Here is a 22792-nt window from a genome sequence, read left to right as displayed (position 1 = left end):
ATGATAACAGTTGTAGGAATAAGATTTAAAAAGTCAGGAAAAATATATTATTTTGATCCTAATGAGTTAGAGATAAAGAGTGGAGACAGCGTAATAGTTGAAACTGTAAGGGGAATAGAATTTGGGGATTGTGTTACAGGACCTAAGGAGATTTCGGAAGAAGAGATAGTAACTCCACTTAAAAATGTTATAAGAAAAGCTACTGAGGAAGATACACAAAAGCACTTACAAAATAAGGAAAGACAAAAAGAAGCTTTTAATACATGTATAGAAAAAATTGAAAAACATGATCTTCCTATGAAGCTTATAGATGTGGAATATACTTTTGATAATAATAAAATCATATTTTACTTTACGGCAGATGGAAGAGTTGATTTTAGAGAATTAGTAAAGGATTTAGCATCTATATTCAGAACAAGAATAGAATTGAGACAAATTGGAGTTAGGGATGAAGCAAAAATGATAGGTGGGCTTGGTCCATGCGGCAGACCTATGTGCTGCTCAAGTTTCTTAGGTGACTTTGCACCAGTATCTATAAAGATGGCAAAGGAACAGAATCTATCATTAAATCCTTCAAAGATATCAGGAATTTGCGGAAGACTTATGTGCTGTTTAAATTATGAACAAAGCACCTATGAAGAAATAAGAAAAGAGCTTCCAATGGTAGATTCTATTGTTGACACTCCTTTCGGGCAAGGACAGGTTATAAACAACTCAGTAGTTAAAGAAAGTGTAAAAGTTAAAATTAAAGTTAAGGATGGAGAAGATATGATACAGAATGTTTCTATAAATGAGATTACCATGATTTCAGGAAAATATGAACATTCTGAAGATAGTAGAGATGAAGATATAAGATTAGAAACTGAGGATGTAGATGAAGAAGTAATAAATGAACTATTGAAAGAGGATTAAGGGGGAACATATATGAAATCCATTATAAAAGTTTCTAATATGCGTTCTGCTAAAGATGTGGGAAGTATAAGAATGGCATTAGGAAATTTGGAAGGGGTAATGGCTTGTCAAATAAAGAGGGATAAAGGAGAAATAGATATTGTATATGATAAATATTTCATAAATATTAATGAAATATACGAATTATTAGAAGATATGGGATACACAATAGTGTAAAAATTGTCTTTTGAAATTTATAAGAAGGGAATTGTACAAATATATGCCCAGTTGGAGCTATCTTTGTTGAATAATAAGATTGAAAAAAGATCGTCAAGAAAAAGACGGTCTTTTTTCATTTTACATTACTAGAGATATTACTCTCCAAATTTGGGTAGTTAAAAAGCAAATACAAATTGCTATTGCAGTAGGTATAAAAAATGATAATAGAGTCCATTTTACACTTCCAGTTTCTTTTCTTATTGTCCATACAGTAGTTGCACAAGGAAAGTGAAGTAATGAAAAAAGCATTACATTTAAGGTAGTTAAATAAGTCCAACCATTATCTACAAGTATAGTGTGAAGCTGTGATATATTTTGAAAATCCATCATGATTCCCTTAGATAAATAAGCCATAATTAAAATTGGCAAGACAATCTCATTAGCGGGAAAACCTAAGATAAATGCCATTAATATAAATCCATCAAGTCCAATTAAGTGTGCAAAAGGATTTAAAAATCCTGCTATATGTCCAACTATACTCATATCTCCTATATATATATTGCTTAATACATATGTTATAACTCCAGCAGGGGCTGCAACAGTTACAGCACGGCCTAAGACAAATATAGTTCTGTCTATTAAAGAAGAGTATAAAACTCTAAGTATTTGAGGCTTTCTGTAAGGTGGCAGTTCTAAGGTGAAAGAAGAGGGTATACCTTTAAGTAATGTTTTTGATAGTATATAGGATGTTAAAAGTGTTATGCCTATGCCTAACATAATCATAAGAACTACTAATAAAGAGGCTAAAATATTTCCAGTTCCTGAGCTTGTTTCAACTCCAATAAAAATTGTTGCAAGAACGATTAAGGTTGGAAAACGTCCATTACAAGGTACAAAATTGTTTGTCAAAATAGCAATCAATCTTTCTCTAGGGGAATCTATTATTCGGCAGGCAATTATTCCTGCTGCATTGCAGCCAAAACCCATGCACATAGTAAGAGCTTGCTTCCCATGAGCACAAGCTTTTTCAAATACATGATCAAGGTTAAAAGATACACGAGGTAAATATCCTAAATCTTCTAGCAAAGTAAATATTGGAAAGAATATTGCCATGGGTGGAAGCATAACTGAAACAACCCAAGCTACTGTTTTATAAAGTCCAAAAACTAATATATTGTGAAGCCAAACAGGAGTATTAAGTGAGTAAAGAAATATGGACAGATTATCTTCAAATGAAAACAATAAGTCTGCAAGTAATGCCGAAGGATAGTTAGCACCTTGAATTGTAATCCATAGAATTAATGTTAGAAGTACAATCATTAGCGGTATTCCAAAGATTTTAGAGGTTACAATATCATCGATTTCTTTAGTTGAAGGATTTATTAAGTTTTGTTTTTTTACACACTGGTCTGTATAGCTTTTGGCATTTTTGTATATATCCGAAACTATTTTGTCTCTCATTTCATAGGTATGGCTTTGCTTGAATTCCTTTATCTTATCTTGAATTGATATAAGTTCATTTTTATCTATATTTTTCATTTATTTCACCCTCTTTCCCTAAATCTAAATTTCCCAGGAAATCATATCCTAAATATTTGCTAATAGATTCTAAAATAGACTTATCTCCATCTAAAAGTCTTAGAGCAAGCCATTTGGAATTGATTTCTTTGTTAAAAATACTATCAAGCTTAGGGGAAATCAAATTTACAAAAGAAGATATTTCTTCATCATAGTGTATTTCAGCAGGAGTAGGGTTAATTTTATTTAAGCATAAATCATAAATTGTATCTTTAAGCTGACAAATTCCTTTTCCACTCCTGGCGGATGTAGGGATAACAGGGATTCCTAGCTTTTTCGAAAGTAGAGGTATGTTTATATTGATATCGTTCTTTTTAGCTTCGTCCATTAAGTTAAGGCACAGGATTATTTTGCTGGTTATTTCTGAAATCTGAAGTGCCAAATTAAGATTTCTTTCTAAACAAGTGGAATCTACTACAACTACGCAAGCATCAGGCTTACCAAAACACAAAAAGTCTCTAGCTACAATTTCTTCAATGGAGCTTGCAAGCAAAGAATAGGTACCAGGCAAATCTACAAGGACGAACCCATGGTTTTTATAAGTGAATCTCCCTTGAGCATTGGTTACGGTTTTACCTGGCCAATTTCCAGTATGCTGGTGAAGACCTGTAAGGCAATTAAAAACTGTACTTTTACCAGTATTGGGATTACCAGCAAGAGCAACAACAAAATCATCATCAGAATCTTTTGTTATATTGAATAAATCCTTTAAATGCTGCTTGTTAGTTGATGAGTAGGTAAGACCCATATGTGAACCTCCATTTTAATTGATAGAACATACAAATATTTTATCTGCTTCTTCTTTTCTTAAAGCTATACATGTATCTTTTATAATGTAAGCGGTAGGGTCATTCCAGGGACTTTTTCGAAGTACAAATACAATAGAACCAGGAAATATACCAAGGTCCAGCATTCTTTGTCTTAGAAGTCCAGTAGATTTTAAGGAATGAACTTCAACCATACTGCCTATCTTAGCTTTGGAAAGTTGAAAAATATCTTTGCTCATATGTTTATCACCGTCCTTAAAACTGTAAATATTGCTTCATAACTATAATATGTAATTAAAAGAGTGGGTGTTACTTAAAAAATCACAGTTTAAATATGGAATAAATAAATATCTTTTGGCATATGTTTTTAGTAAAACAAGGGGGGGGAGGATAAGAATGAGTATTTGGGATAAACAGAGGAAAGTATGCGGTACCTGTATACACTGGAGAGGTAAAAGAACAGTTGATTTTGGACATATTGAAGTGCAGTGTGAAGAAGGAAATTGCAGAAATTCACAGGGAATTTATAATAAGAAAACTATGCAGGGGTTTACTTGCTCAAAATGGAGAGGATTTTCTCCTGGGGATATAAAGGTACAATCTTAGAAAGTTAAAAAGTAATTTTATTAAGAAAATAACTTGGCATAAATGGAACATAAAAACCATATGAAAAATAAATTAAATTACATAAGTAGTGATAAAATGGAGTGAGCAGATAAGAATAATGTTATGAGAAAGCAGTATTCTTAGGTTCTGGAATGCGGGTATTATGAAAGAGGCTGTGTTGAAAATGATTTTTAAATCATTTTCAACACAGCCTCTTTTTACTTTTTAACAGACAGCAAGTTAGACAAGTCTATATAAAAGATGATAAACAAATTATCATTGAGCAGACACATTATAATGAAAGTAAAAAGACAACAGTAGTAACAAATGAAAAAAACAAGTGTGAAAAAATTTCTATAAATGATCAAGAAGTAACTTTAATTTATGATGATGTTAGTTTTTCCAAAGCTATATGGTTTTCCAAAAGATTTGAATTTGATATTACGGTATTTGATTCAGTTCCTAAAGAAAATTTCATAAAAATTATAGATTCATTAAAATAATCCCTAGATAGGGCTTATAATTGCTAACCCACCTTTTCTATCATCTATCTTAAATATATGTATAATAATAACATTTTTAGTTGAATTTAGATATGTATATGTATAAATATATTTTAGCAAATTAAATAGCGCAAACTATTTTTAGTTACAATTGATTCATAATATAACATATGATACTATAAAACCATAAATATACCTAATTTGAGAATGTAAATAACTTAGCTATGTACAGAAAACATTAGAAAAGGATGACAAGTTGAAGAATGAAATTTTAAAATGGTAATTTTATAAGATGTAGGAGGTAGTTTAAAAAATGGAATTAGAAGAAATATATTTGATAAATAACTATAGTACAATAAAAATATTCATAGGATGTGGAGTAATTGTTTTAATTAGTGCTATTTTACAAAAAATATTTAATTTTTCTATATCTTTTCATACTTTTAAAAGTTCTTTTTATCCAAAGGCTAAATTCATATCTAAAATAATAACTGCATTTTCATTTTTTACATATGCAACATATATGTTAGTTTTTGATGACTTAAGACAAAGAATAGACTCAGCTTCGGTTTCAGGAATATTTATAATTTTATATCACGTATATATTTGGGGGTTTATAAAAATCTTTGAAAATAAAAAAAATAAGGAGAGTATTTTATATGAAAAAAAGTATTGCTTTTATTTCGTTTTTCATAATTTGTATAATGTGTATATTCACATTACCTACTATGTTTGCTTCTAATGATTTTGTAGGATTAGATAATAATATAGATATTTCTCCAAATGATGATAGAATAGTTTTTTCTTATTATCAAAAAGGAGTCGCTTCTATTTATACTTCAAAAATTAATGGTACAGATGTTATTCAATTAACTTCAGATAATAAAAAAAATTCCTATTTATATCCTACTTATTCTCCAGATGGATCTAAGATTATGTTTATTTCGACCCCAAAAAATCAGACTACTTTAAAATCTTCTATATGGATAATGAATAAAGATGGAAGTAGTAAAAAAGAACTTATAAAAACTGATGGTTTTATAAATAAAGCTATTTTTTCACCAAATCAAGACTGTATATATTTTTCAAAATCAGGAAGCTATAAAAACTATTCTCCTATAGCTAGTAAAAGGCATCATGATTTTGATTTATACTCTATAGGTATTAATGGAAAAAACTTAAAGCAACTTACATTAGAAAAATCATATAATATTTCAGATTTAGGTATAACATCTAATGGTAATGCTTTAATTTTTGAAAAGGACCAAACTATACATTTATTTTATTTAGATGGTTCTAAAAAAGTTAATATTATTAAACCATTAGAAAACTGTAGTAATATTGAACAGAAAGAAGTATATCATCCAGCTTTATCTCCAGATAATAAATTCATAGCATTTTCTGCAGTTGCGAATCAAACTGGAACTTTCCAATATGAACTTTTTACTAAGAATATGGAAACAAAAGAATGTAAACAGATCACAAATCTAAAATCATATACTAGCAAACCTGTGTATTTCCATAAAAATAATAAAATTTTATTTTCACAAGATATGAATTGGCCCAACAAACCTTCAAAGTATAAGATTTGTATCATTGATATTAATAGCAATAACATAGAAAACGTAAATATTACTATTCATTCTAAGTAAATAATGCACTGTTCGAAAAATAAATCGGTGGTTTGTTTTTGTTAGGGCAATTTGATGGCATACCGATATATAACAAAAAATAAAATTTTTGAAAAAAGTGAAATGTTTTTGATATTGGATACTCTTATTTAAGTGGGAGATAAGAGTAGATTTATGAAAAATATTAGAATTAATTAGAGGGGAGAATTATTATGTATAAGAAATTTTTAACACCCATATTTGTTGGTATTGCTTTAGTTTTTTCAATAACAGGGTGTACAAGTACTAAGGACACGGCGTCATCAGATACGAATAAAAAAAATATTGAAATATTTACAGGAAAGGTAGATGTAGAAGGTAAAGGTGTTAGCATAACACTTACAGATAATCCAGCAGATAAACAACATATATACGGTATAGTTCGTGATGTTGATATTATAGAAATCGTAAATATATTAAAAAAGGTTGGGGCAGAAGTTATTTCTGTAAATGATGAACGAGTACTTTCAATAAGCAAAATAAAAGCAAATAAAATGATGATTAGAGTTAATAATAATGATTTTAAACCTCCTTTTATTATTAAAGCTATAGGAGACCCTGAAGTATTGAATGATGAATTAACAATGAAATTAGACTATTTTATGTTACGTAAAAATCACATAGGAATTAAAATAGAAAAAAAAGATAAATTATTAATACCTAAATATAAAGGAAATATAGATTTTCAATATGCTAAACCAATAGAATAAGGAAGATTTAACATATGATCAAATAAGCATGAAAAAGTATATTATTCAAAATTTTTATGGGAAATAAGAAAAATTTATCATAACAACGGGATGATAATAAATGTAGAACTGATAATTAATGAACTATTTATCGAGAGATGCTTTGGTTTAGCGGAAGGGTTGTTACATGATGAGATTATATTGAAGTTTCCTAATTTAGATATCCCTAAAATGGAACCCGAAACGGATGTTTTCTCAAGAGCAATGGAAGGCTTAAATCACTACAATAACATATATTCTGATGTAAACATATTGATTGTAACACATGGTGGTGTGTTGAAGACATTAGTAGATAATCAAACAACTTACGGCGAAGAAGATATGAACTTAGTACATGCTGCTCCAGGCGGGTTATATAAAATAGACTTACAAAATGGAGAGTATCAAATTAAAGAAATTAAGTGATGGACAATAAAGTAAATAAGTGAAAGATTTATAAGTTTTCACTTATAAGTCTTAGGGCATAAAGGAAGGAAATTAAAATGAAGCAATATCTAAAAAAAGGAGTTAACTTATTTTTTTATTCTACAATTTTTATAATAACATCATTAGTATATTTTGATTTATTATATGACTATAAAATTGCTATGAATTTAGGCATATCGTTAAGTTTAGGATTTTTAGGTTTATGGTTCTATTGGGGTTATAAGAATAAATTAGGATTCAAAAATGGATTATTGGTAGGGATTATAGGAGCAAGTGGTGGAATATTATTGGTCATAGTATCTCTATTATTATTAATAGATGCTCCAGATGCATATGGATTATGGCTTATATATCCATGGAGTGCTCCATTTACTTCATTATTTGAATCAATCCCTCATTTTGGTATGATTAATAATTTTTTCCCACATATATCAGTAATATTAGTTATCTTAATAACTGCTATTGGTGGTTATTTAGGAAAAAAGAATGAATAGTGATGTTTTATTTTAAGGCTAATATGGTGTGATTATATATAATGTTATTGAATAACATAAGAATGTTGCGAAGCAACATTCTTATATTCCCCAGTCGCCAATCACCAATCCCCAGCGTAAAGAAAAAAAATAAAAACAATTAAGAACAATTAGATAAAAATAAATTAAAATAGACTTAAAGATAGATTATATCCACTTTAAGTCTATTTTGCTTTATTTTAATTTTAGTTTTGCATTAGCAAAACGTCATTGTCTGGGGACTGGAGATTGGCGACTGGTGAGTAGAATAAAATTGCTTCACAATTTTCTTAAATAGCGGTGTAAAAATCACTTAGTCAAGGAAGTAGTTAAGACATAATAGCAAAAAGATTGTACAACATAGGAAGTGGAGATGGTTGAATTTTAAAGATGAAGGTAAGTTTGTTTTTATACAAATTTACCTTCAGTTTTATTTGAATTTTTATATTTGTAAACAAGAATGTATATATAATAAAATTATAGGTAATAGTGGTACATATTTAATGATGATATTTTTAAAGTCACTTTTATTTTGGAAAGGTTTATATACAGACATATCATTAGTGTTACTTTTAGGAAGTAACTTTAAAAATATAAAGCATAATATTGCAGCTGGTAAAGCTAATATAGAGGCAAATATTGAGTTGGTTTTGAATACTAGATAAGCAAATTTTAATAAGTTTGATTTGAAAAATACCTTTGATGTATAATGAAATGAAGTTTATAACATAATTAAATAGATAATATTAAAATGTCATAAAATCAAATTTATTAGAGTGGTGATAGATATGAATAGAGAATTAGTAAGAGAAGATGAAACTTTAGATGATTTACAATTAAAGGGGTTACATGTTATACAGAAAAAAGAAGGGTTTAGATTCGGTGTAGATGCAGTTTTACTAGCTAACTTTGCAGAGGTTAAAAAAGGGGCTAGGGTTATAGATTTATGCAGTGGAACTGGAATAATTCCTTTTATCATAGCAGGCAAAACAGCAGCTTTAAAAATAACTGGAGTTGAGATCCAAGAAGAAATGTCAGAGATGGCAAAAAGATCTGTAGAATTCAATGGATTAGAAGATAGAGTAGATTTTATAAATGGAGATTTAACAAATCTGGAACTTTTAAAAAGTCTTCCAAAGGCTGATGTAGTTACAGTTAATCCTCCATATAAGTTAAGTAATTCAGGACTTATAAATCCTAATGATAAGCTGGCAATAGCAAGGCATGAGATATGCTGTACCTTGGAGGATGTTATAATTGCCTGCAGAACTCTTTTGAAGGATAATAAAAGAATGTATATGATTCACAGACCGGACAGATTGGCAGACATTATAACTTTGATGAGAAAGCACAAGATTGAACCAAAGAGGATTCAAATGATTCACCCAAATACAAAGAAAGCCCCTAATATAGTTTTAATTGAAGGACAGAGAGATGGTGGAGCTTTCTTGAAGTGGGAACCTCCTATTTATGTTTACAATGATGATGGTGGATATTCAAAGCAAATAGAAGAGATTTATGGAAGAGAGTAAAAAGCAGTGGAGAGTTGAGAATTGAGAGTTGATAGTGGGTTTTAAAGTTAGCTATGGAATTAAAATTAGAAGGGAAAGATGAAAGATGAGCGGTAAGTTGTATGTTGTTCCTACGCCTATTGGAAATTTGAAAGATATTACTTTGAGAGCACTTGAGGTTTTAAAAAGTGTTGATATAGTTGCTGCTGAGGATACAAGACAGAGTTTAAAGCTTTTGAATCATTTTGATATAAAGAAGCCTCTTATGAGTTATCATAAACATAATGAAAATGTTAAGAGTGAAGACATAATAAGTAAACTAAGAGAAGGAAAAAATATTGCCCTAGTGTCAGATGCGGGAACTCCTGGGATTTCAGATCCAGGAAGTGTTATTATACAAAAATGTATAGAAGAAAACATAGATTTTGAAGTATTAACTGGTGCGACAGCGGTTACTACTGCTCTCGTTTATTCAGGTCTGGATACTACTAAATTTTTATTTAGAGGATTTATACCAAGAGAAAATAAAGAAAGAAATCCAATCATTCAAGATTTAAAAGAAAGACAGGAAACATTAATTTTTTATGAAGCACCTCACAGACTTATTAAGACTTTAGAGTTTTTGTACGATAATTTAGGCAATAGAAGAATTGCAATTTGTAGAGAACTTACAAAGCTTTATGAAGAAATAATAAGATTGCCTTTAGAAGATGCAATTAAATACTACAATGAAAATCAACCAAGAGGAGAATATGTTCTTGTAGTAGAAGGAAAGAGTGAAGAAGAAATAAAAAGAGAAGAAGAGAAGGAGTGGGAAAATCTTACTATAGAAGAGCATATAAAGAAATACATGAATGAGGGGCTTGTTAAAAAAGAGGCAATTAAAAAGACTGCTAAAGATAGGGGAATGGCTAAATCAGAGGTATACAAATATTCCATGGATTTGTAGTGGGATTTATATAATTTTAAAAGAATAAAAATGGAAAAAATTAATGCATATTTTTACTACAAAAGTTTAATATTAAATGTTATAATGTAATAGAAACGTAAAAAAGGTAACAAAGTTGTTACAAAAATGATAAATAAATTGGATAATTTGAAATTGATATATAATAATTAACAGTAGGGAGATGAGGGAATGAATAAGAAACTGACTACATTGGTTACTACAGTTGTTTTAGTAGCTTCAATGAGTACAACTGCCGTTTTGGCGGAACCATTATCGAACAAGCTTAACAACCAAAAACAACAGCTTCAACAGCATAAAAATGAATACAACAGTGCTCAAAAGAAGGTAGAAAAAATCGAACAAGCTATTGAACACTTGGATAGTGAAATAGAAAAAAAAATGCAAGAAATAGAAAGTACAAAGAAAAAAATAAAAAGTATTAAAAATAAAATAGAATTAGCTGAAGAAGGTATAAAAAAAGCTGAAGAAGACATAAAAGCTGAGAAAGATTTATATAATCAGAGAATGAGAGTCATGTACATGAAAAGTGCAGGTGGCGGATACATAGATGTAATACTTGGTGCTAAGGATTTAAATGATTTGTTTTCAAGAGTGGAAGCTGTGAAAAAGATTACAGAGCTTGATAAGCAAATTGTTGAAGAATTAAGACAAAAGCAAGATGCAATTGAAAAACAAAAAGATGAATTAACTAAAGAACAAAAGGAATTAGCGGAACTAAATGCTCAGCAAGAAGAGAAGATGGACAAGCTTCACAAGGATAAAGCTAAACAGGATAAACTTGTGAATGATGCTAGAAAACAAAGTAATTTATATGAAAGTAAAGTAAAAGCTGATCAAAAGCAAATAAATGAAACTAAAAAACTTATAGAAGAAGCAAAGGATAAAACTCCTTCATACAGTTCTCCTTCAAGGGGTTCTTCAAATAGTTCTTCAAATAGTTCTTCAAGCGGCTCAGCAGATTATTCTTCTTATGCTGTAGTTGCCTATGCTTCTAATTATTTAGGAAGTCCTTATGTTTGGGGAGCAACTGGTCCAAACTCCTTTGACTGTTCAGGATTTGTTAAATACGTTTATGCACATTTTGGAGTTAGATTGCCAAGAGTATCAGGAGACCAAGCAACTGTTGGAAGCTATGTATCTAGAGGTAACTTACAACCAGGAGATTTGGTGTTCTTTGGAAGTCCTATACACCATGTAGGAATGTATGTAGGAAACGGATGTTACATACATGCACCAAGAACTGGTGATGTTGTTAAGATAAGCTCATTAGGTTCAAGATCAGACTATACGACAGCGAGAAGAGTTAGATAATAATGTTGCTATGCAACATTATTTTAGTCACCAGTCGCCAGTAACCAGTCCCCAGCGTAAAGAAAAAAGATAAAATCAATTAAGAACAATTAGATAAAAATAAATTAAAATAGACTTAAATATAGATTATATCTACTTTAAGTCTATTTTGTTTTATTTTAATCTTAGTTTTGCATTAGCAAAACATCCTTTGCTGGGGATTGGCGATTGGTCACTGGGGATTAGAATAAAATTGCGTCGCAACATTTTTTTATAACAAAAAACCTCCAAGATAACACTTGGAGGTTTCATTTCTAATAATGATACTATTTAACTTCTTCTTTAAGAGTTTCTAGGCAGCTTTTGCAGATGTTTTTACCTTTGTAGTTTATAACATTTCTAGCATCTCCGCAGAAAATACAAGCTGGCTCATATTTCTTTAGTATGATTTGTTCTCCGTCCACATAAATTTCTAAAGCATCCTTTTCAGCTATATCCAAAGTTCTTCTTAATTCTATAGGGATAACAATTCTTCCTAATTCGTCTACTCTTCTTACTACTCCTGTTGATTTCATCTATTTATTCCTCCTTAAAATTATTATCATTCTACATCTTTCGACATCGTCCTACTTAAATAATAGCAAGTTTGACAAAAGAAGTCAATATATAAATTGATTTTTTTTTGATTAAGTTACAAATTTCTTATTAACTTCCATCTAAAGTTAATATACTACCAAATTATTCAAATGTCAATATTTTTTAAAAACAAAATACAAATTTTTACTATAGGCTTCAAAACAGATATATCAAGGAATCTGGTTGATACAAGCTTCAAAGGTAATATTACATAGTAAAATATAGGGAATGACAAGGGGCGGAGCATTGGATAATAAAATAGTAATTTAATGGATAATAGACAAGTTGTTGTCGAAAGTATTTTTGAAATTAGTTATTTAACTTTCAAAATATGTTAACAACCCAAATGTTTTCAATTTATGTTATGTTATAATTTTCTAAAGATTTAAAAAGAAAGCAAAGAAGGTTAAAATAATTCTGAAAATGTAAAAAATAAGAAAAAGTTCATTTTGATTATATTACCAATAGAGTTTTTATTATATTTAATTTTAAACTTAAGTTTGCTGGTAATGGTAAATAGTTATTAAGTTAATGTGATATAATTAAGGCTAAAATATTACAAAGAGCAGGTGAAATTATGAATTTTATAATAGATGACATAAAGGAAATTTTAAAGAGACATAAAGTAGCGGCTTATATAGTAGGTGGATATGTTAGAGATAAGCTTATGAAAGCTGGAAACAATCCAAAAGATATAGATATTGTTTATGATGGAGATATAGAAACATTTGTTGAGGAGTTAAGACAAAGGGGATATGGTGTCTTTCAACTGAAACAAGAAATGGGAATATATAGAGCTGTAATAGAAGATAAAATTTTAGACATAGCTAAACTTAAAGGGAACAGTATAGAAGAAGATTTAAGCTATAGGGATTTTACAATTAATGCAATAGCTCTAAAGCTTATAGAGAATAAGATAATAGATCCTTACAAAGGAAGAAATCACCTTCAAAGCAGGACTATTCATGAAGTAAGTGAAGACAGCATAAAAAATGACAGAATAAGAATACTTAGAGCTGAAAGATTAGCTATAAAATATGGTTTTCATTTTAGTAAAGCTTGCGAAGAACATATTATAGAAGAAAGTAAATATATAAAGAATTGCCCTAAAGAAAGAATTTTTAATGAGTTTATAAGAATTTTAGAAGAGGACAAAGATAGTAAAGCTTTTGAGGAGTTAGAGAAGTATGGTGTGTTGAAGCATTTGATGCCTTATATTGAGGAATTAAAAACTATTGGAAAATGTAGATACCATATAGAAGATGCTTTTACTCATATGAATTTAGTGTATAAGAATTTTACTGAAATTCTTGAGGGAAGGTTGCATATAGATGGATTGGATTTGAACATATTTGATGAAAAGCTGGGAGAGCTTCCTATTAAAATTTATATGGCTTTTGCAGCTTTTTCTCATGATATTGGAAAGGTCAAATGTTATGTTAAAAATGGAGATAAGGTGAGTTTCATTGGACATGATAAAGTAGGGGCCAGGATTATAGGAGAAGTTTGCAGAAAACTGGGATTTCCAAAGAGGGCACAGAAATTTGTTGAAAAGCTAACAGAAGCTCATATGTATCCATTAGGACTTTGTAAGAATAAAATAAAAAAATATAAAAAGAGCTTTTACAAATTGTTTTGCAGATATGATGAGTATATACCATATATACTGACTCTTTCATATTGTGATATACATGCGACAAAGATGTTATATGACCCTGATAATGAAGAAGCTGAGTTTATAGCCTATTTAGAAAGGTTATTCAAAGAATATGGTTTATTTAGAAAAGTAAAGGATAATAAATTTTTGAATGGTAAAGAAATAATAGAACTTACAGGAGCACAGGGCGAGGAGATTAAATACATTTTAGAAGAGTTAGACAGATTTACTTATTATGAGGAAATTAACAGTAAAGAAGATGCTGTTAAAATGATTAAGGGGATAAGGAGTTGTTTATAACATTAAGAAAAATATAAAAATTTAATGTTTTATTAAACATTATGAAAATACTTACATAAAATGTAAAAGCAATATTTGATTAAAAGACATAAAACTAAAGAATTATATAAAAAATGAAGTTTTACATAAAAAATAACTCGATTTATTCCACAAAATTTTAACAAGTTATCAACAAGGGCATGTGGATAATGTGGAAAAAGTTATTTGATTAAGTTTTGTATTCGAATAAAATCAATAGTATAGTGGATAACTTGAGTTATCCACAGAAAATGTGAATAACTTGTACCCAAATGTGAATAACTTTTAAAAATATTAATAAAGATTAATTTTGAAAGTTTTATTTCAAATGATTAAAACTTTCAAAAAATAAGAATAATTGTCGTATTAAAACAAGTGGTATAAGAAATAATTATAAGGGCATAATTCAACTTGTAATAAGGTTATAAATACCTTATAATATATTATGAAGATGAATGGATAAATAATGCTGTAAAAAAACAGAGTAGATGAATTTTATTTATAAATGAATTAGTGTTATTATGGAAACTTGGAGGTGATATAAGTGGAGAAAAGAGGCTTTATTTTACAAGACATAAATAAGTTAGCAAAAGAAATTTCTCAAAATAATTTAGTTGCTTATGATGATTTACCTCAATATGATTTATTTCTATCTCAAGTTATTGATTATTTAAATGATAGATTTGAAGAAGAAAAATATACAAATAATATTGTTCAAAACTATATTAAGAATGATGTTATATCTAAGCCAGAAGATGGTAAAAAGAGAGGATATACCAAGCTGCATTTAGCACAATTGGTGCTTTTAAGCTACATGAGACCTATTCTTACTACAGAAGAAATTAAGAAGGTTTTTGGTCTTGCTTTCAATGAAATAAATGATAGAAGTGACGATATAATTTCTTGGGAAAAGGCATATAAAATATTTGATAAAATTCAGAATGAAAGTTTTGATGATTTTATAAACATTGAGGCATTTAATGAAGAAAAGCTTAAGAAATTTATAGCCGAGAGTAATCTTAATCAAGAGGACGAAGAGAGAATATTAGTTTTCTTAGTTGTAATGAGTTTAATAGCCCAAGCAAGCGCTACAAAGAAATTAGCTAAGAAAATTGTAGATGAATACGGAGAGAAGAAATAATACAATTAACTAAAAATAGTCAGAGTGAATAGAAGGAGCACCCATGCATATTTAATCTGTGAAGGGCAGGTGATATGAGCGGATGCTTATTTTTTTGTGTGAAATTCTGAAAATTTAAAAATCAATGTGATTTTAAATGCTAATTGGGGAAAATATGTAGATATAAATGAGATGATAAGTTTCATAAATTTATAATGAAGATATATAAATTTACAAAGTAAGTTATAAGTTGAGGTGTTGTAATGAGTAAAAATATTATAAATGTCTATTCAGAAATAGGTGAGCTTAAGAAGGTGCTTTTACATAGACCAGGAGAAGAAGTGGAGAATTTAACTCCTGAATATTTGAAAATACTATTGTTTGATGACATACCCTATTTGAAGATAGCAAGAGAGGAGCATGATAAATTTGCTGAAGTATTTAAGGAAAATGGGGTAGAAGTTTTATATCTTGAGGATTTAAGTGCTGAAAGCATAAAGAATGAGGAGGTTAAGGACAGATTTTTAAGAGAAGTAATAAATGAAAGTAGTGTTAAAGAAGAAGTGGTTAAAAATAGAATAAAAGATTATTTCAAGGATATGCCTGAAAAGGATATAATCCTCAAAGTAATGGCTGGGCTTAGATTTAAAGAATTAGGCATAAGTGAAGATGATAGGGAATATCCATTTGTTATGAATCCTATGCCTAATTTGTATTTTACAAGAGACCCATTTGCTTCTGTTGGAAGAGGAATAACTATAAACTCAATGAAAACAATAACGAGAAGACGAGAAACTATTTTTGCAAAGTATATTTTTCAATATCATTCTTTGTTTAAGGATAAAGATATTCCTAAATGGTATGATAGAGATGATGAATATTGTATAGAGGGCGGAGATGAGTTAGTTTTGTCGAAAGAAGTTCTTGCAATAGGACATAGTGAGAGAAGTGATAATAGAGCTATTTTGCGAATTGCCAAGAATATATTTGAAAAAGGGGAAAGCTTTAAAATAGTATTAATGTTTGAAATACCTAAACGAAGAGCTTTTATGCATTTAGATACAGTATTTACTATGGTAGACTATGATAAATTTATACTTCATCCTAACATTGAAGAGAGTATAAAGGTAAATGCTATAAGGTATGATCATAAAAATAAAGAAATTGTAATACATGAAGAGGTAGATAGTCTTCAAAGAATATTGTCTAAATATGTAAAGAAAGATGTAAAACTTATAAGATGCGGTGGTGGAGATAAAATAGTGGCTTCTAGAGAACAGTGGAATGATGGTTCAAATACTTTAGCTATTGCACCAGGAAAAGTGATAACTTATGAGCGAAATTATGTAAGCAATGAGATATTGGATAAGAATAATGTATCAGTAATATCCATAGCATCTTCAGAGTTGTCAAGAGGAAGAGGAGGTCCAAGATGTATGTCAATGCCAATCTACAGGAAAGATGTTTAGGGAGAATAGGTGTGGCATTGAGTTTAGGAAAAAGAAGAAAAGTTATTGTGAATATTTATAATTTAAAACAGTATAAATATAAAAAAATATAGACAAAACGTTAATAAAGATGTATAATTTCTGTATAAATATACATGAATTTGGCTACTGTTTATAAGGGGGTATTCTTATGTTTAATTTAAAAAATAGAAGTTTTTTAACTTTGATGGATTTTACATCAAAAGAAATAAATTTTTTAGTAGATTTAGCAGCAGAGCTTAAAAAAGCTAAATATGCTGGAACAGAAACTAAAAATCTTCAGGGAAAAAATATAGCGTTGATTTTTGAAAAGGATTCTACAAGAACGAGATGTGCTTTTGAAGTTGCTGCTTATGATCAGGGAGCTCATGTAACTTATCTCGGACCTTCAGGAAGCCAGATGGGGAAAAAGGAATCAATTAAGGATACAGCGAGAGTTCTTGGAAGAATGTATGACGGAATAGAATATAGAGGCTTTGGACAGGAAGTTGTTGAAACTTTAGCAGAATATTCAGGAGTTCCAGTATGGAATGGTCTTACTAATGAAGATCATCCAACTCAGATATTGGCGGATTTTTTAACTATAAAAGAACATTTTGATAAGCCTTTAAATAAAATATCCTTTGCTTATCTTGGTGATGGAAGAAACAATATGGCAAATGCTCTTATGATTGGTGCAGCAAAGATGGGTATGGACTTTAGAATTGTAGCTCCAAAAGAGTTATTTCCAGAAGAAGATTTGGTAGCTAAGTGTAAGTTGGTAGCTGAGGAAACGGGAGCTAAAATTACACTTACAGAAGATGTTGACAGTGGGGTTAAAAATGCAGATGTGCTGTATACAGATGTATGGGTATCAATGGGAGAACCAGAGGAAGAATGGCAAAAGAGATTAGATATATTAACTCCTTATCAGATTAATATGGATGTTATAAAGAAAACTGAGAATAAAGATGTTAAGTTTATGCATTGTTTACCAGCTTTCCACAATTTAGAAACAAAAGTGGGCAGAGAAGTATATGAAAAATATGGTCTGGATGGATTGGAAGTAACTGATGAAGTATTTGAAAGTAAATATTCCATAGTTTTTGACGAAGCTGAAAACAGAATGCATACTATAAAAGCTGTTATGGTGGCAACTTTATAAAAGAGTGAATAAAAAGGAGTGATTTTTAATGAAATCACTCAGGCTATTGACAAAGTGTCAACAGCCTATAATAAAAAAGCCAAGATTTTCTTGGCTTTTTTATTATTTTATATTAAAATTTAAAAAAATCATTATATGTTATAAATTTGTCAAAAGTATTAATAGTTTGGCGATTTGTGTCGATAATATAGTGAGGAATGTTTTACACTAAAAATGAGAGGGGTATAAAATTTATGAAATTGAAGGACTTAACAAAACAAATAAAGAAACCTAAGTCGTCCAAATCGGTTAAAACTCAGATTATAGCTTGGTTTGGCATATCAATTACAGTACTATTACTTGTATTGGCAGCTATGATTTATGTAAAGGTAAACAATACTATCGTACCTTTAACCGAGACTATGAGCAGTAAAATTGTTGAAGCCAGCAGTGCACAAATAGGTGAGTGGTTAAAAGGAAATATTAAAGAATTAGAATTGTTATCAGAAGAGAATAGTATAAAATCTATGAATTCAGCCTTGTATAAGTCAGAGTTAATTCATGCTAAAGAACAAATGGATGAAATTGAAATGTATTTTGTATCTGATAAAAACGGTAAAATGTGGACCACCATGGGTACTGAGGAGGATATTTCAGACAGAGAATATTTTAAAGACATAATCAGTAGAAAAAAAGATGCGGTAGTCACTAATGCTTTAATTTCCAAAGCTACAGGTAAAAACATATTTGTAGTTGCACATAAAATAGAAAAAGATGGACAAATAGTAGGAGTTCTAGGAGCCACTATTCTATTAGATACTTTAACTGAAATGTCGGGAAAAATAAAAGTGGGAACAGCATTTGGTTCAGTAATAGATGGAGAGGGACTTTTTATAGCTCATCCAGATGACAATCTTAGAATGAAGTTGAATGTTTTAAAATCATCTGAAGCAGGTTTTGAAAAATTTGAACTTTTAGGTAAGGAAATGGTTTCAGGTAAGAGCGGAAGAGGGCATTATATTAGACCTGATGGTGCAGAAGCAGTAGGATTATATGCAAATATACCTAACACTCCTAACTGGACTTTGCTTATAACCATTCCAACAGCAGATATGAAGAAAGATGCTAATAGTATGATGATAACTATAGGAATTATGCTGTTCATAATACTAATAATAGTAATAGGACTATCTACTTATATTTCAAAAATAGTTACAGACCCAATACTTTCTTCAGTGGAACATATGGAAATTATTGCAACAGGAGATTTTACAAAAGAAGTATCAGAAAAGATTATTAATAGAAAAGATGAATTTGGACAACTTGGAAAAGCTATTTCTAAGATGCAGGATGATATGAAAGCTTTAATAAGCAGTATAAAAAAATCAGCTGATACTGTTAATGAGTCTTCATATGAATTATTGGAAGTTGCAAATAATTCATCTAAAGTAGCTGGTGAAGTAGCAGAAGCTATCAATGAAATTGCTATTAGTGCTTCAAATCAAGCTAGGGATACTGAAGTAATGGCTAATAAGAGCGACGATTTAGGTGTAAGAATAGAAAATACTAATGAATTAATTGGAGAATTACACAATATTTCTAATGATACAAATGAACTAAGTGAAGAAGGATTAAATATAATTAAGGTGTTAGATGAAAAAACACTAGAGAGTATGACCAAATCATCAGAGATAAACGATATTATATTAGATGTAAGTCAGTATGCAAATAATGCAGAATCTATAACAGGTTTAATTGACAATATATCAAGTCAAACTAATTTATTAGCATTAAATGCAAGCATAGAAGCAGCAAGAGCTGGAGAGGCTGGAAAAGGCTTTGCGGTTGTAGCTGCTGAAATAAGAAAATTATCAGAAGAAACAGCAGCAGCAACTAATGAGATAAAAGAACTAATCAGAAATATACAAGAAAAATCTAATAATGCTGTTAGTACAATGGAAGAGGTAAAAAATATATCTGGAGAACAAAATAAATCAATCCAAAATACAAGTGATATATTTAAGGAAACTTCAAAATCTCTTGAAATTTTAGTTGACAGGATGAATCAGGTTAAAAATTACGCTGAAGATATGGAAGAGAGCAAAGATGAAATAATGAATGCCATATCTAATATATCAGCAGTAACAGAAGAAACATCAGCAAGTACAGAAGAAATATCTGCATCTACAGAAGAACAATTAGCTTCAATAGAAAAAATTGCAGAATATGCGCAAGTTTCAAAAGAACTTGCAGATAATCTTAAGAGTGAAATAGATAAATTTAGAATATAGTGGTAAAAAATCCATTAAGGCTTAAAGCCTTAATGGATTTTTTTGTATTAAATATATAAATTTTACCAAAATAGCTTGAAAAATTAATAAAAGTAATGTAAATTATAGTAATAAAGAATAAAAAAGTAATGAATGTAAAATAAATAAAGAAATAAAAATCAAGGGGGAATATTATGAATAAGAAAAAAATAAACAAAAAAAGCTTAAACGTTCAGATTTTAAGATTGTTAGTTGTAGCCATATTAGTACCCCTGGTGGTTGTTTCTTATAGTAGTTATTATTTTATAAGCAGTAATATGGAGTCCAACTTTAAAGAGATTACTGAAAATAGTGTAAATAGAGTAATAGAGGTTATAAAAAATTTAGATAAAACAAATAAGGAATCGGTAAAAATGCTGTCTCATGATCCAAATGTATTAGGAATAATGACAGGTCCTGATTGTCCTACTTGGCTTAGAGGAACCCTTGATACATTTGTTAAAGCTCATAAGGACGTATCTAGCGCCTATTTGGCAACTAAAGATAAGAAGTTTATCGTGCTTCCTAAGAAAGATAGTTCCGAAAATTTTGACCCAACGCAAAGAGAGTGGTATAAACAGGCTGTGGCTAGTAATGGAGAAATAATTTTAACTAGTCCTTATAAAGACAAGATAAATGAAGATCAGTATGAGGTAACTTTTGCAAAGGCGGTTAAGGATTCAGCTGGCAATTTAATTGGTGTAATTGGAATTGATATAAAACTGGATGATTTAAGTAAAATGATTTCTGAAATAAATATTGGAGAAAATAGATATTCAATACTTGTAGACAAAGAAGGGTCTATTATTGCACATAACAATATTGATAAAATAGAAGATGTTTGTAAGGATGATAAAGTTATTCAAGAGTTAATAGATGCCAAAGAGAAAGTGTTTGAAAAAACAATGAACGGTGGTAAATGTTTAATTTTTAAACAAACAGAAAAAGCTACTGGATATACTGTTTTAGGGATTGTACCTAAGACGGAAATTTCTCAGAGTATTTATGGAACAATAAGATTAAGCATTATTATAGCAATTGTTGCTTTGGTTTTAGCAGTATTAGTTGTAAATAGATTTACTAAGAAAAATATAGTAAATCCTGTTAGAAATATTTTATATACTTTTAAAGAGTTAGGTAAAGGAAACTTTAAAGCTAGAACTGAAAAGACTAAGGGGCTTACTGCTGAGATAGAAAAAATTATTGATAGTCTCAATAATACTATAGAAGAAGTGGCTGGAATATTGGGAAATATGACAGAAACTTCATGTAATCTTAAAGAAAATTCACAAGGACTTTTATCAGTAGCAGAAGAGTCCAGTGCAGTAGGAGATGAAGTTGCAAGGGCTGTACAGCAGATAGCTGATGGTTCAATGCATCAGTCTGAAAAATTGAATCAAAGTTCTGAAATTGCAGAAAATCTTGGTACAAAGGTTGAAGAGTGTATAAATGATTCCATAAGTATGATGAAATCAGCTATTAAAGCCAAGGATGTAAGTGATGAAGGTGCTGAACTTGTACTTAATTTAACACAGGTATTTGAAGAAAATTATATGGCTAATATAGAAGCAGCAGATGAAGTGGCAATTCTTGCAGACAAATCAAATAGAATAGGTGCAATTACAGATGCAATTAAAGATATAACAGAACAAACCAATCTTTTAGCATTAAATGCATCTATTGAGGCAGCAAGAGCTGGAGAAGCAGGAAAAGGATTTGCAGTAGTTGCTGATGAGGTTAGAAAGCTGGCAGAAGAATCAGCAAATTCAGCTTCAGAGATAGAAAAGGTAATTGGAGAAGTGAAGTCAAGCGTTAATGCTGTATTTGAAAAATTAAAGAATTCTACAGAGTTAAATGATAGGACAGCGGAAAATGTACAAGCTACAAAAGAAAGCTTCGATAAAATAAAAGAAGCTATAGGAGTACTTGAAGGCAGTATCGACAGAGTAAGCCTTTCCTTGAATGATATTAAAGAAGGAAAAGATTCATTGCTTATAAATATTTCACAGATTTCAGTAGTGGCCGAAGAAGCAGCAGCTACTTCAGAAGAAGTAAGTGCATCTACTGAAGAACAAGCATCAGGACTTCAAGAAATAGTTTCAGCTTCAGAACAATTAAGCAATTTGGCAGAAGATCTTAAAGGATTAGTTAGTAAATTTGAAATATAAAGATAACTTAATTAAGATGTAGTTTTTAATCCATTAAAAAAATTAAATGGTATAGGATAAAATGGAAAAATCTCCAAGTGGTTTCTTTGGAGATTTTTGTTGTTTTAAAAATTAGTTTTTCATATAGCTTACAAAACTTGAATTTATATTTATTTATTTATTTATTGACTATATATGGACTAATATGTATAATGTTCTAAAAACTTGAATTAATATTCAAAAAAATTCCTGAGTTTAGGGATATTTAGTATGACTATGAAATTGTATGTGTTGGTAGAAAGG

The 22792-nt window shown here is 29.6% G+C and carries 20 protein-coding genes and 1 pseudogene; 18 read left to right on the top strand and 3 right to left on the bottom strand.

Going from position 1 to position 22792, the window contains the following annotated elements; all coding sequences use genetic code 11:
* Positions 1-912 (top strand): PSP1 domain-containing protein, encoded by a 912-nt coding sequence (locus tag OIO11_RS06055; RefSeq protein WP_268070557.1) that lies wholly within the window; start codon positions 1-3, stop codon positions 910-912.
* 12 nt (positions 913-924) lie between these two features.
* On the top strand, positions 925-1128 hold the full coding sequence (locus OIO11_RS06050; RefSeq protein WP_268070556.1) for a heavy-metal-associated domain-containing protein: 204 nt from the start codon (positions 925-927) through the stop codon (positions 1126-1128).
* A gap of 120 nt (positions 1129-1248) precedes the next feature.
* Here OIO11_RS06050 and feoB read toward each other — a convergent pair.
* Together feoB and OIO11_RS06035 are read right to left on the bottom strand one after the other, a co-directional pair.
* A pseudogene (gene feoB, locus OIO11_RS17155) lies at positions 1249-3436 on the bottom strand (ferrous iron transport protein B).
* 15 nt (positions 3437-3451) lie between these two features.
* Positions 3452-3694, bottom strand: a complete 243-nt coding sequence (locus OIO11_RS06035; RefSeq protein WP_268070553.1) for a FeoA family protein — start codon at positions 3692-3694, stop codon at positions 3452-3454.
* Positions 3695-3851: 157 nt separating this feature from the next.
* Here OIO11_RS06035 and OIO11_RS06030 point away from each other — a divergent pair, with 157 nt between their 5' ends.
* The 10 genes from OIO11_RS06030 (at position 3852) to OIO11_RS05990 (ending at position 11713) form a co-directional block, all read left to right on the top strand.
* Positions 3852-4061: a hypothetical protein gene (locus OIO11_RS06030; RefSeq protein ID WP_268070552.1), complete on the top strand. Its 210-nt coding sequence runs from the start codon at positions 3852-3854 to the stop codon at positions 4059-4061.
* 254 nt (positions 4062-4315) lie between these two features.
* On the top strand, positions 4316-4564 hold the full coding sequence (locus OIO11_RS17225) for a DUF4367 domain-containing protein (protein WP_442781243.1): 249 nt from the start codon (positions 4316-4318) through the stop codon (positions 4562-4564).
* A gap of 659 nt (positions 4565-5223) precedes the next feature.
* The gene (locus OIO11_RS06025; protein ID WP_268070551.1) at positions 5224-6216 is read left to right on the top strand and encodes a TolB family protein; all 993 of its coding nucleotides are present in this window, start codon (positions 5224-5226) and stop codon (positions 6214-6216) included.
* Positions 6217-6407: 191 nt separating this feature from the next.
* Positions 6408-6944 (top strand): DUF881 domain-containing protein, encoded by a 537-nt coding sequence (locus tag OIO11_RS06020; protein WP_268070550.1) that lies wholly within the window; start codon positions 6408-6410, stop codon positions 6942-6944.
* Positions 6945-7034: 90 nt separating this feature from the next.
* Positions 7035-7388, top strand: coding sequence for a histidine phosphatase family protein (locus OIO11_RS06015; RefSeq protein ID WP_268070549.1), 354 nt, complete (start codon positions 7035-7037; stop codon positions 7386-7388).
* A 77-nt stretch (positions 7389-7465) separates the two neighbouring features.
* Positions 7466-7903 (top strand): hypothetical protein, encoded by a 438-nt coding sequence (locus OIO11_RS06010; protein ID WP_268070548.1) that lies wholly within the window; start codon positions 7466-7468, stop codon positions 7901-7903.
* Positions 7904-8298: 395 nt separating this feature from the next.
* A complete protein-coding gene (locus OIO11_RS06005) occupies positions 8299-8586 on the top strand; it encodes a hypothetical protein (protein ID WP_268070547.1) in 288 nt (95 codons plus the stop codon).
* Between the two features lie 123 nt (positions 8587-8709).
* On the top strand, positions 8710-9453 hold the full coding sequence (locus OIO11_RS06000) for a tRNA1(Val) (adenine(37)-N6)-methyltransferase (protein WP_268070546.1): 744 nt from the start codon (positions 8710-8712) through the stop codon (positions 9451-9453).
* Between the two features lie 85 nt (positions 9454-9538).
* Positions 9539-10381 carry a 16S rRNA (cytidine(1402)-2'-O)-methyltransferase gene (gene rsmI / locus OIO11_RS05995; protein ID WP_268070545.1) on the top strand — a complete coding sequence of 281 codons (843 nt, stop codon included), beginning with the start codon at positions 9539-9541 and terminating at the stop codon, positions 10379-10381.
* 189 nt (positions 10382-10570) lie between these two features.
* Positions 10571-11713, top strand: coding sequence for a C40 family peptidase (locus OIO11_RS05990; RefSeq protein WP_268070544.1), 1143 nt, complete (start codon positions 10571-10573; stop codon positions 11711-11713).
* A 305-nt stretch (positions 11714-12018) separates the two neighbouring features.
* On the opposite strand, the gene OIO11_RS05985 is transcribed toward OIO11_RS05990, so the two are convergent.
* Positions 12019-12267 (bottom strand): AbrB/MazE/SpoVT family DNA-binding domain-containing protein, encoded by a 249-nt coding sequence (locus OIO11_RS05985; protein ID WP_268070543.1) that lies wholly within the window; start codon positions 12265-12267, stop codon positions 12019-12021.
* A 638-nt stretch (positions 12268-12905) separates the two neighbouring features.
* On the opposite strand from OIO11_RS05985, the gene OIO11_RS05980 reads away from it, so the two are divergent.
* The 6 genes from OIO11_RS05980 (at position 12906) to OIO11_RS05955 (ending at position 22510) form a co-directional block, all read left to right on the top strand.
* Positions 12906-14285 (top strand): HD domain-containing protein, encoded by a 1380-nt coding sequence (locus OIO11_RS05980; RefSeq protein WP_268070542.1) that lies wholly within the window; start codon positions 12906-12908, stop codon positions 14283-14285.
* Between the two features lie 562 nt (positions 14286-14847).
* A complete protein-coding gene (locus tag OIO11_RS05975; RefSeq protein ID WP_268070541.1) occupies positions 14848-15444 on the top strand; it encodes a DUF1836 domain-containing protein in 597 nt (198 codons plus the stop codon).
* A 242-nt stretch (positions 15445-15686) separates the two neighbouring features.
* Positions 15687-16892 carry an arginine deiminase gene (gene arcA / locus OIO11_RS05970; RefSeq protein WP_268070540.1) on the top strand — a complete coding sequence of 402 codons (1206 nt, stop codon included), beginning with the start codon at positions 15687-15689 and terminating at the stop codon, positions 16890-16892.
* 169 nt (positions 16893-17061) lie between these two features.
* Positions 17062-18054: an ornithine carbamoyltransferase gene (gene argF, locus OIO11_RS05965; protein WP_268070539.1), complete on the top strand. Its 993-nt coding sequence runs from the start codon at positions 17062-17064 to the stop codon at positions 18052-18054.
* Between the two features lie 233 nt (positions 18055-18287).
* Positions 18288-20324, top strand: coding sequence for a methyl-accepting chemotaxis protein (locus OIO11_RS05960; RefSeq protein WP_268070538.1), 2037 nt, complete (start codon positions 18288-18290; stop codon positions 20322-20324).
* A gap of 173 nt (positions 20325-20497) precedes the next feature.
* Entirely contained in the window at positions 20498-22510 is a 2013-nt protein-coding gene (locus tag OIO11_RS05955; protein ID WP_268070537.1) for a methyl-accepting chemotaxis protein, read from the top strand.
* The last annotated feature ends 282 nt before the right edge of the window (positions 22511-22792 follow it).

The sequence above is a fragment of the Clostridium sp. ZS2-4 genome (assembly GCF_026719745.1).
GTDB lineage: Bacteria > Bacillota > Clostridia > Clostridiales > Clostridiaceae > Clostridium_H.
The sequence above is the reverse complement of the archived record's forward strand: the minus strand, read 5'-3'. Positions and strand labels throughout refer to the sequence as shown.

Coding starts and splice junctions, on each gene's coding strand:
- OIO11_RS05990 (WP_268070544.1), top strand. CDS start 10,571: ATGAATAAGAAACTGACTACATTGGTTACTACAGTTGTTTTAGTAGCT.
- OIO11_RS06025 (WP_268070551.1), top strand. CDS start 5,224: ATGAAAAAAAGTATTGCTTTTATTTCGTTTTTCATAATTTGTATAATG.
- arcA (WP_268070540.1), top strand. CDS start 15,687: ATGAGTAAAAATATTATAAATGTCTATTCAGAAATAGGTGAGCTTAAG.
- OIO11_RS06055 (WP_268070557.1), top strand. CDS start 1: ATGATAACAGTTGTAGGAATAAGATTTAAAAAGTCAGGAAAAATATAT.
- OIO11_RS05960 (WP_268070538.1), top strand. CDS start 18,288: ATGAAATTGAAGGACTTAACAAAACAAATAAAGAAACCTAAGTCGTCC.
- OIO11_RS06010 (WP_268070548.1), top strand. CDS start 7,466: ATGAAGCAATATCTAAAAAAAGGAGTTAACTTATTTTTTTATTCTACA.
- OIO11_RS05980 (WP_268070542.1), top strand. CDS start 12,906: ATGAATTTTATAATAGATGACATAAAGGAAATTTTAAAGAGACATAAA.
- OIO11_RS05955 (WP_268070537.1), top strand. CDS start 20,498: ATGAATAAGAAAAAAATAAACAAAAAAAGCTTAAACGTTCAGATTTTA.
- OIO11_RS06000 (WP_268070546.1), top strand. CDS start 8,710: ATGAATAGAGAATTAGTAAGAGAAGATGAAACTTTAGATGATTTACAA.
- OIO11_RS06035 (WP_268070553.1), bottom strand. CDS start 3,694: ATGAGCAAAGATATTTTTCAACTTTCCAAAGCTAAGATAGGCAGTATG.
- OIO11_RS05985 (WP_268070543.1), bottom strand. CDS start 12,267: ATGAAATCAACAGGAGTAGTAAGAAGAGTAGACGAATTAGGAAGAATT.
- OIO11_RS06015 (WP_268070549.1), top strand. CDS start 7,035: ATGATAATAAATGTAGAACTGATAATTAATGAACTATTTATCGAGAGA.
- OIO11_RS06020 (WP_268070550.1), top strand. CDS start 6,408: ATGTATAAGAAATTTTTAACACCCATATTTGTTGGTATTGCTTTAGTT.
- argF (WP_268070539.1), top strand. CDS start 17,062: ATGTTTAATTTAAAAAATAGAAGTTTTTTAACTTTGATGGATTTTACA.
- OIO11_RS06050 (WP_268070556.1), top strand. CDS start 925: ATGAAATCCATTATAAAAGTTTCTAATATGCGTTCTGCTAAAGATGTG.
- OIO11_RS06030 (WP_268070552.1), top strand. CDS start 3,852: ATGAGTATTTGGGATAAACAGAGGAAAGTATGCGGTACCTGTATACAC.
- rsmI (WP_268070545.1), top strand. CDS start 9,539: ATGAGCGGTAAGTTGTATGTTGTTCCTACGCCTATTGGAAATTTGAAA.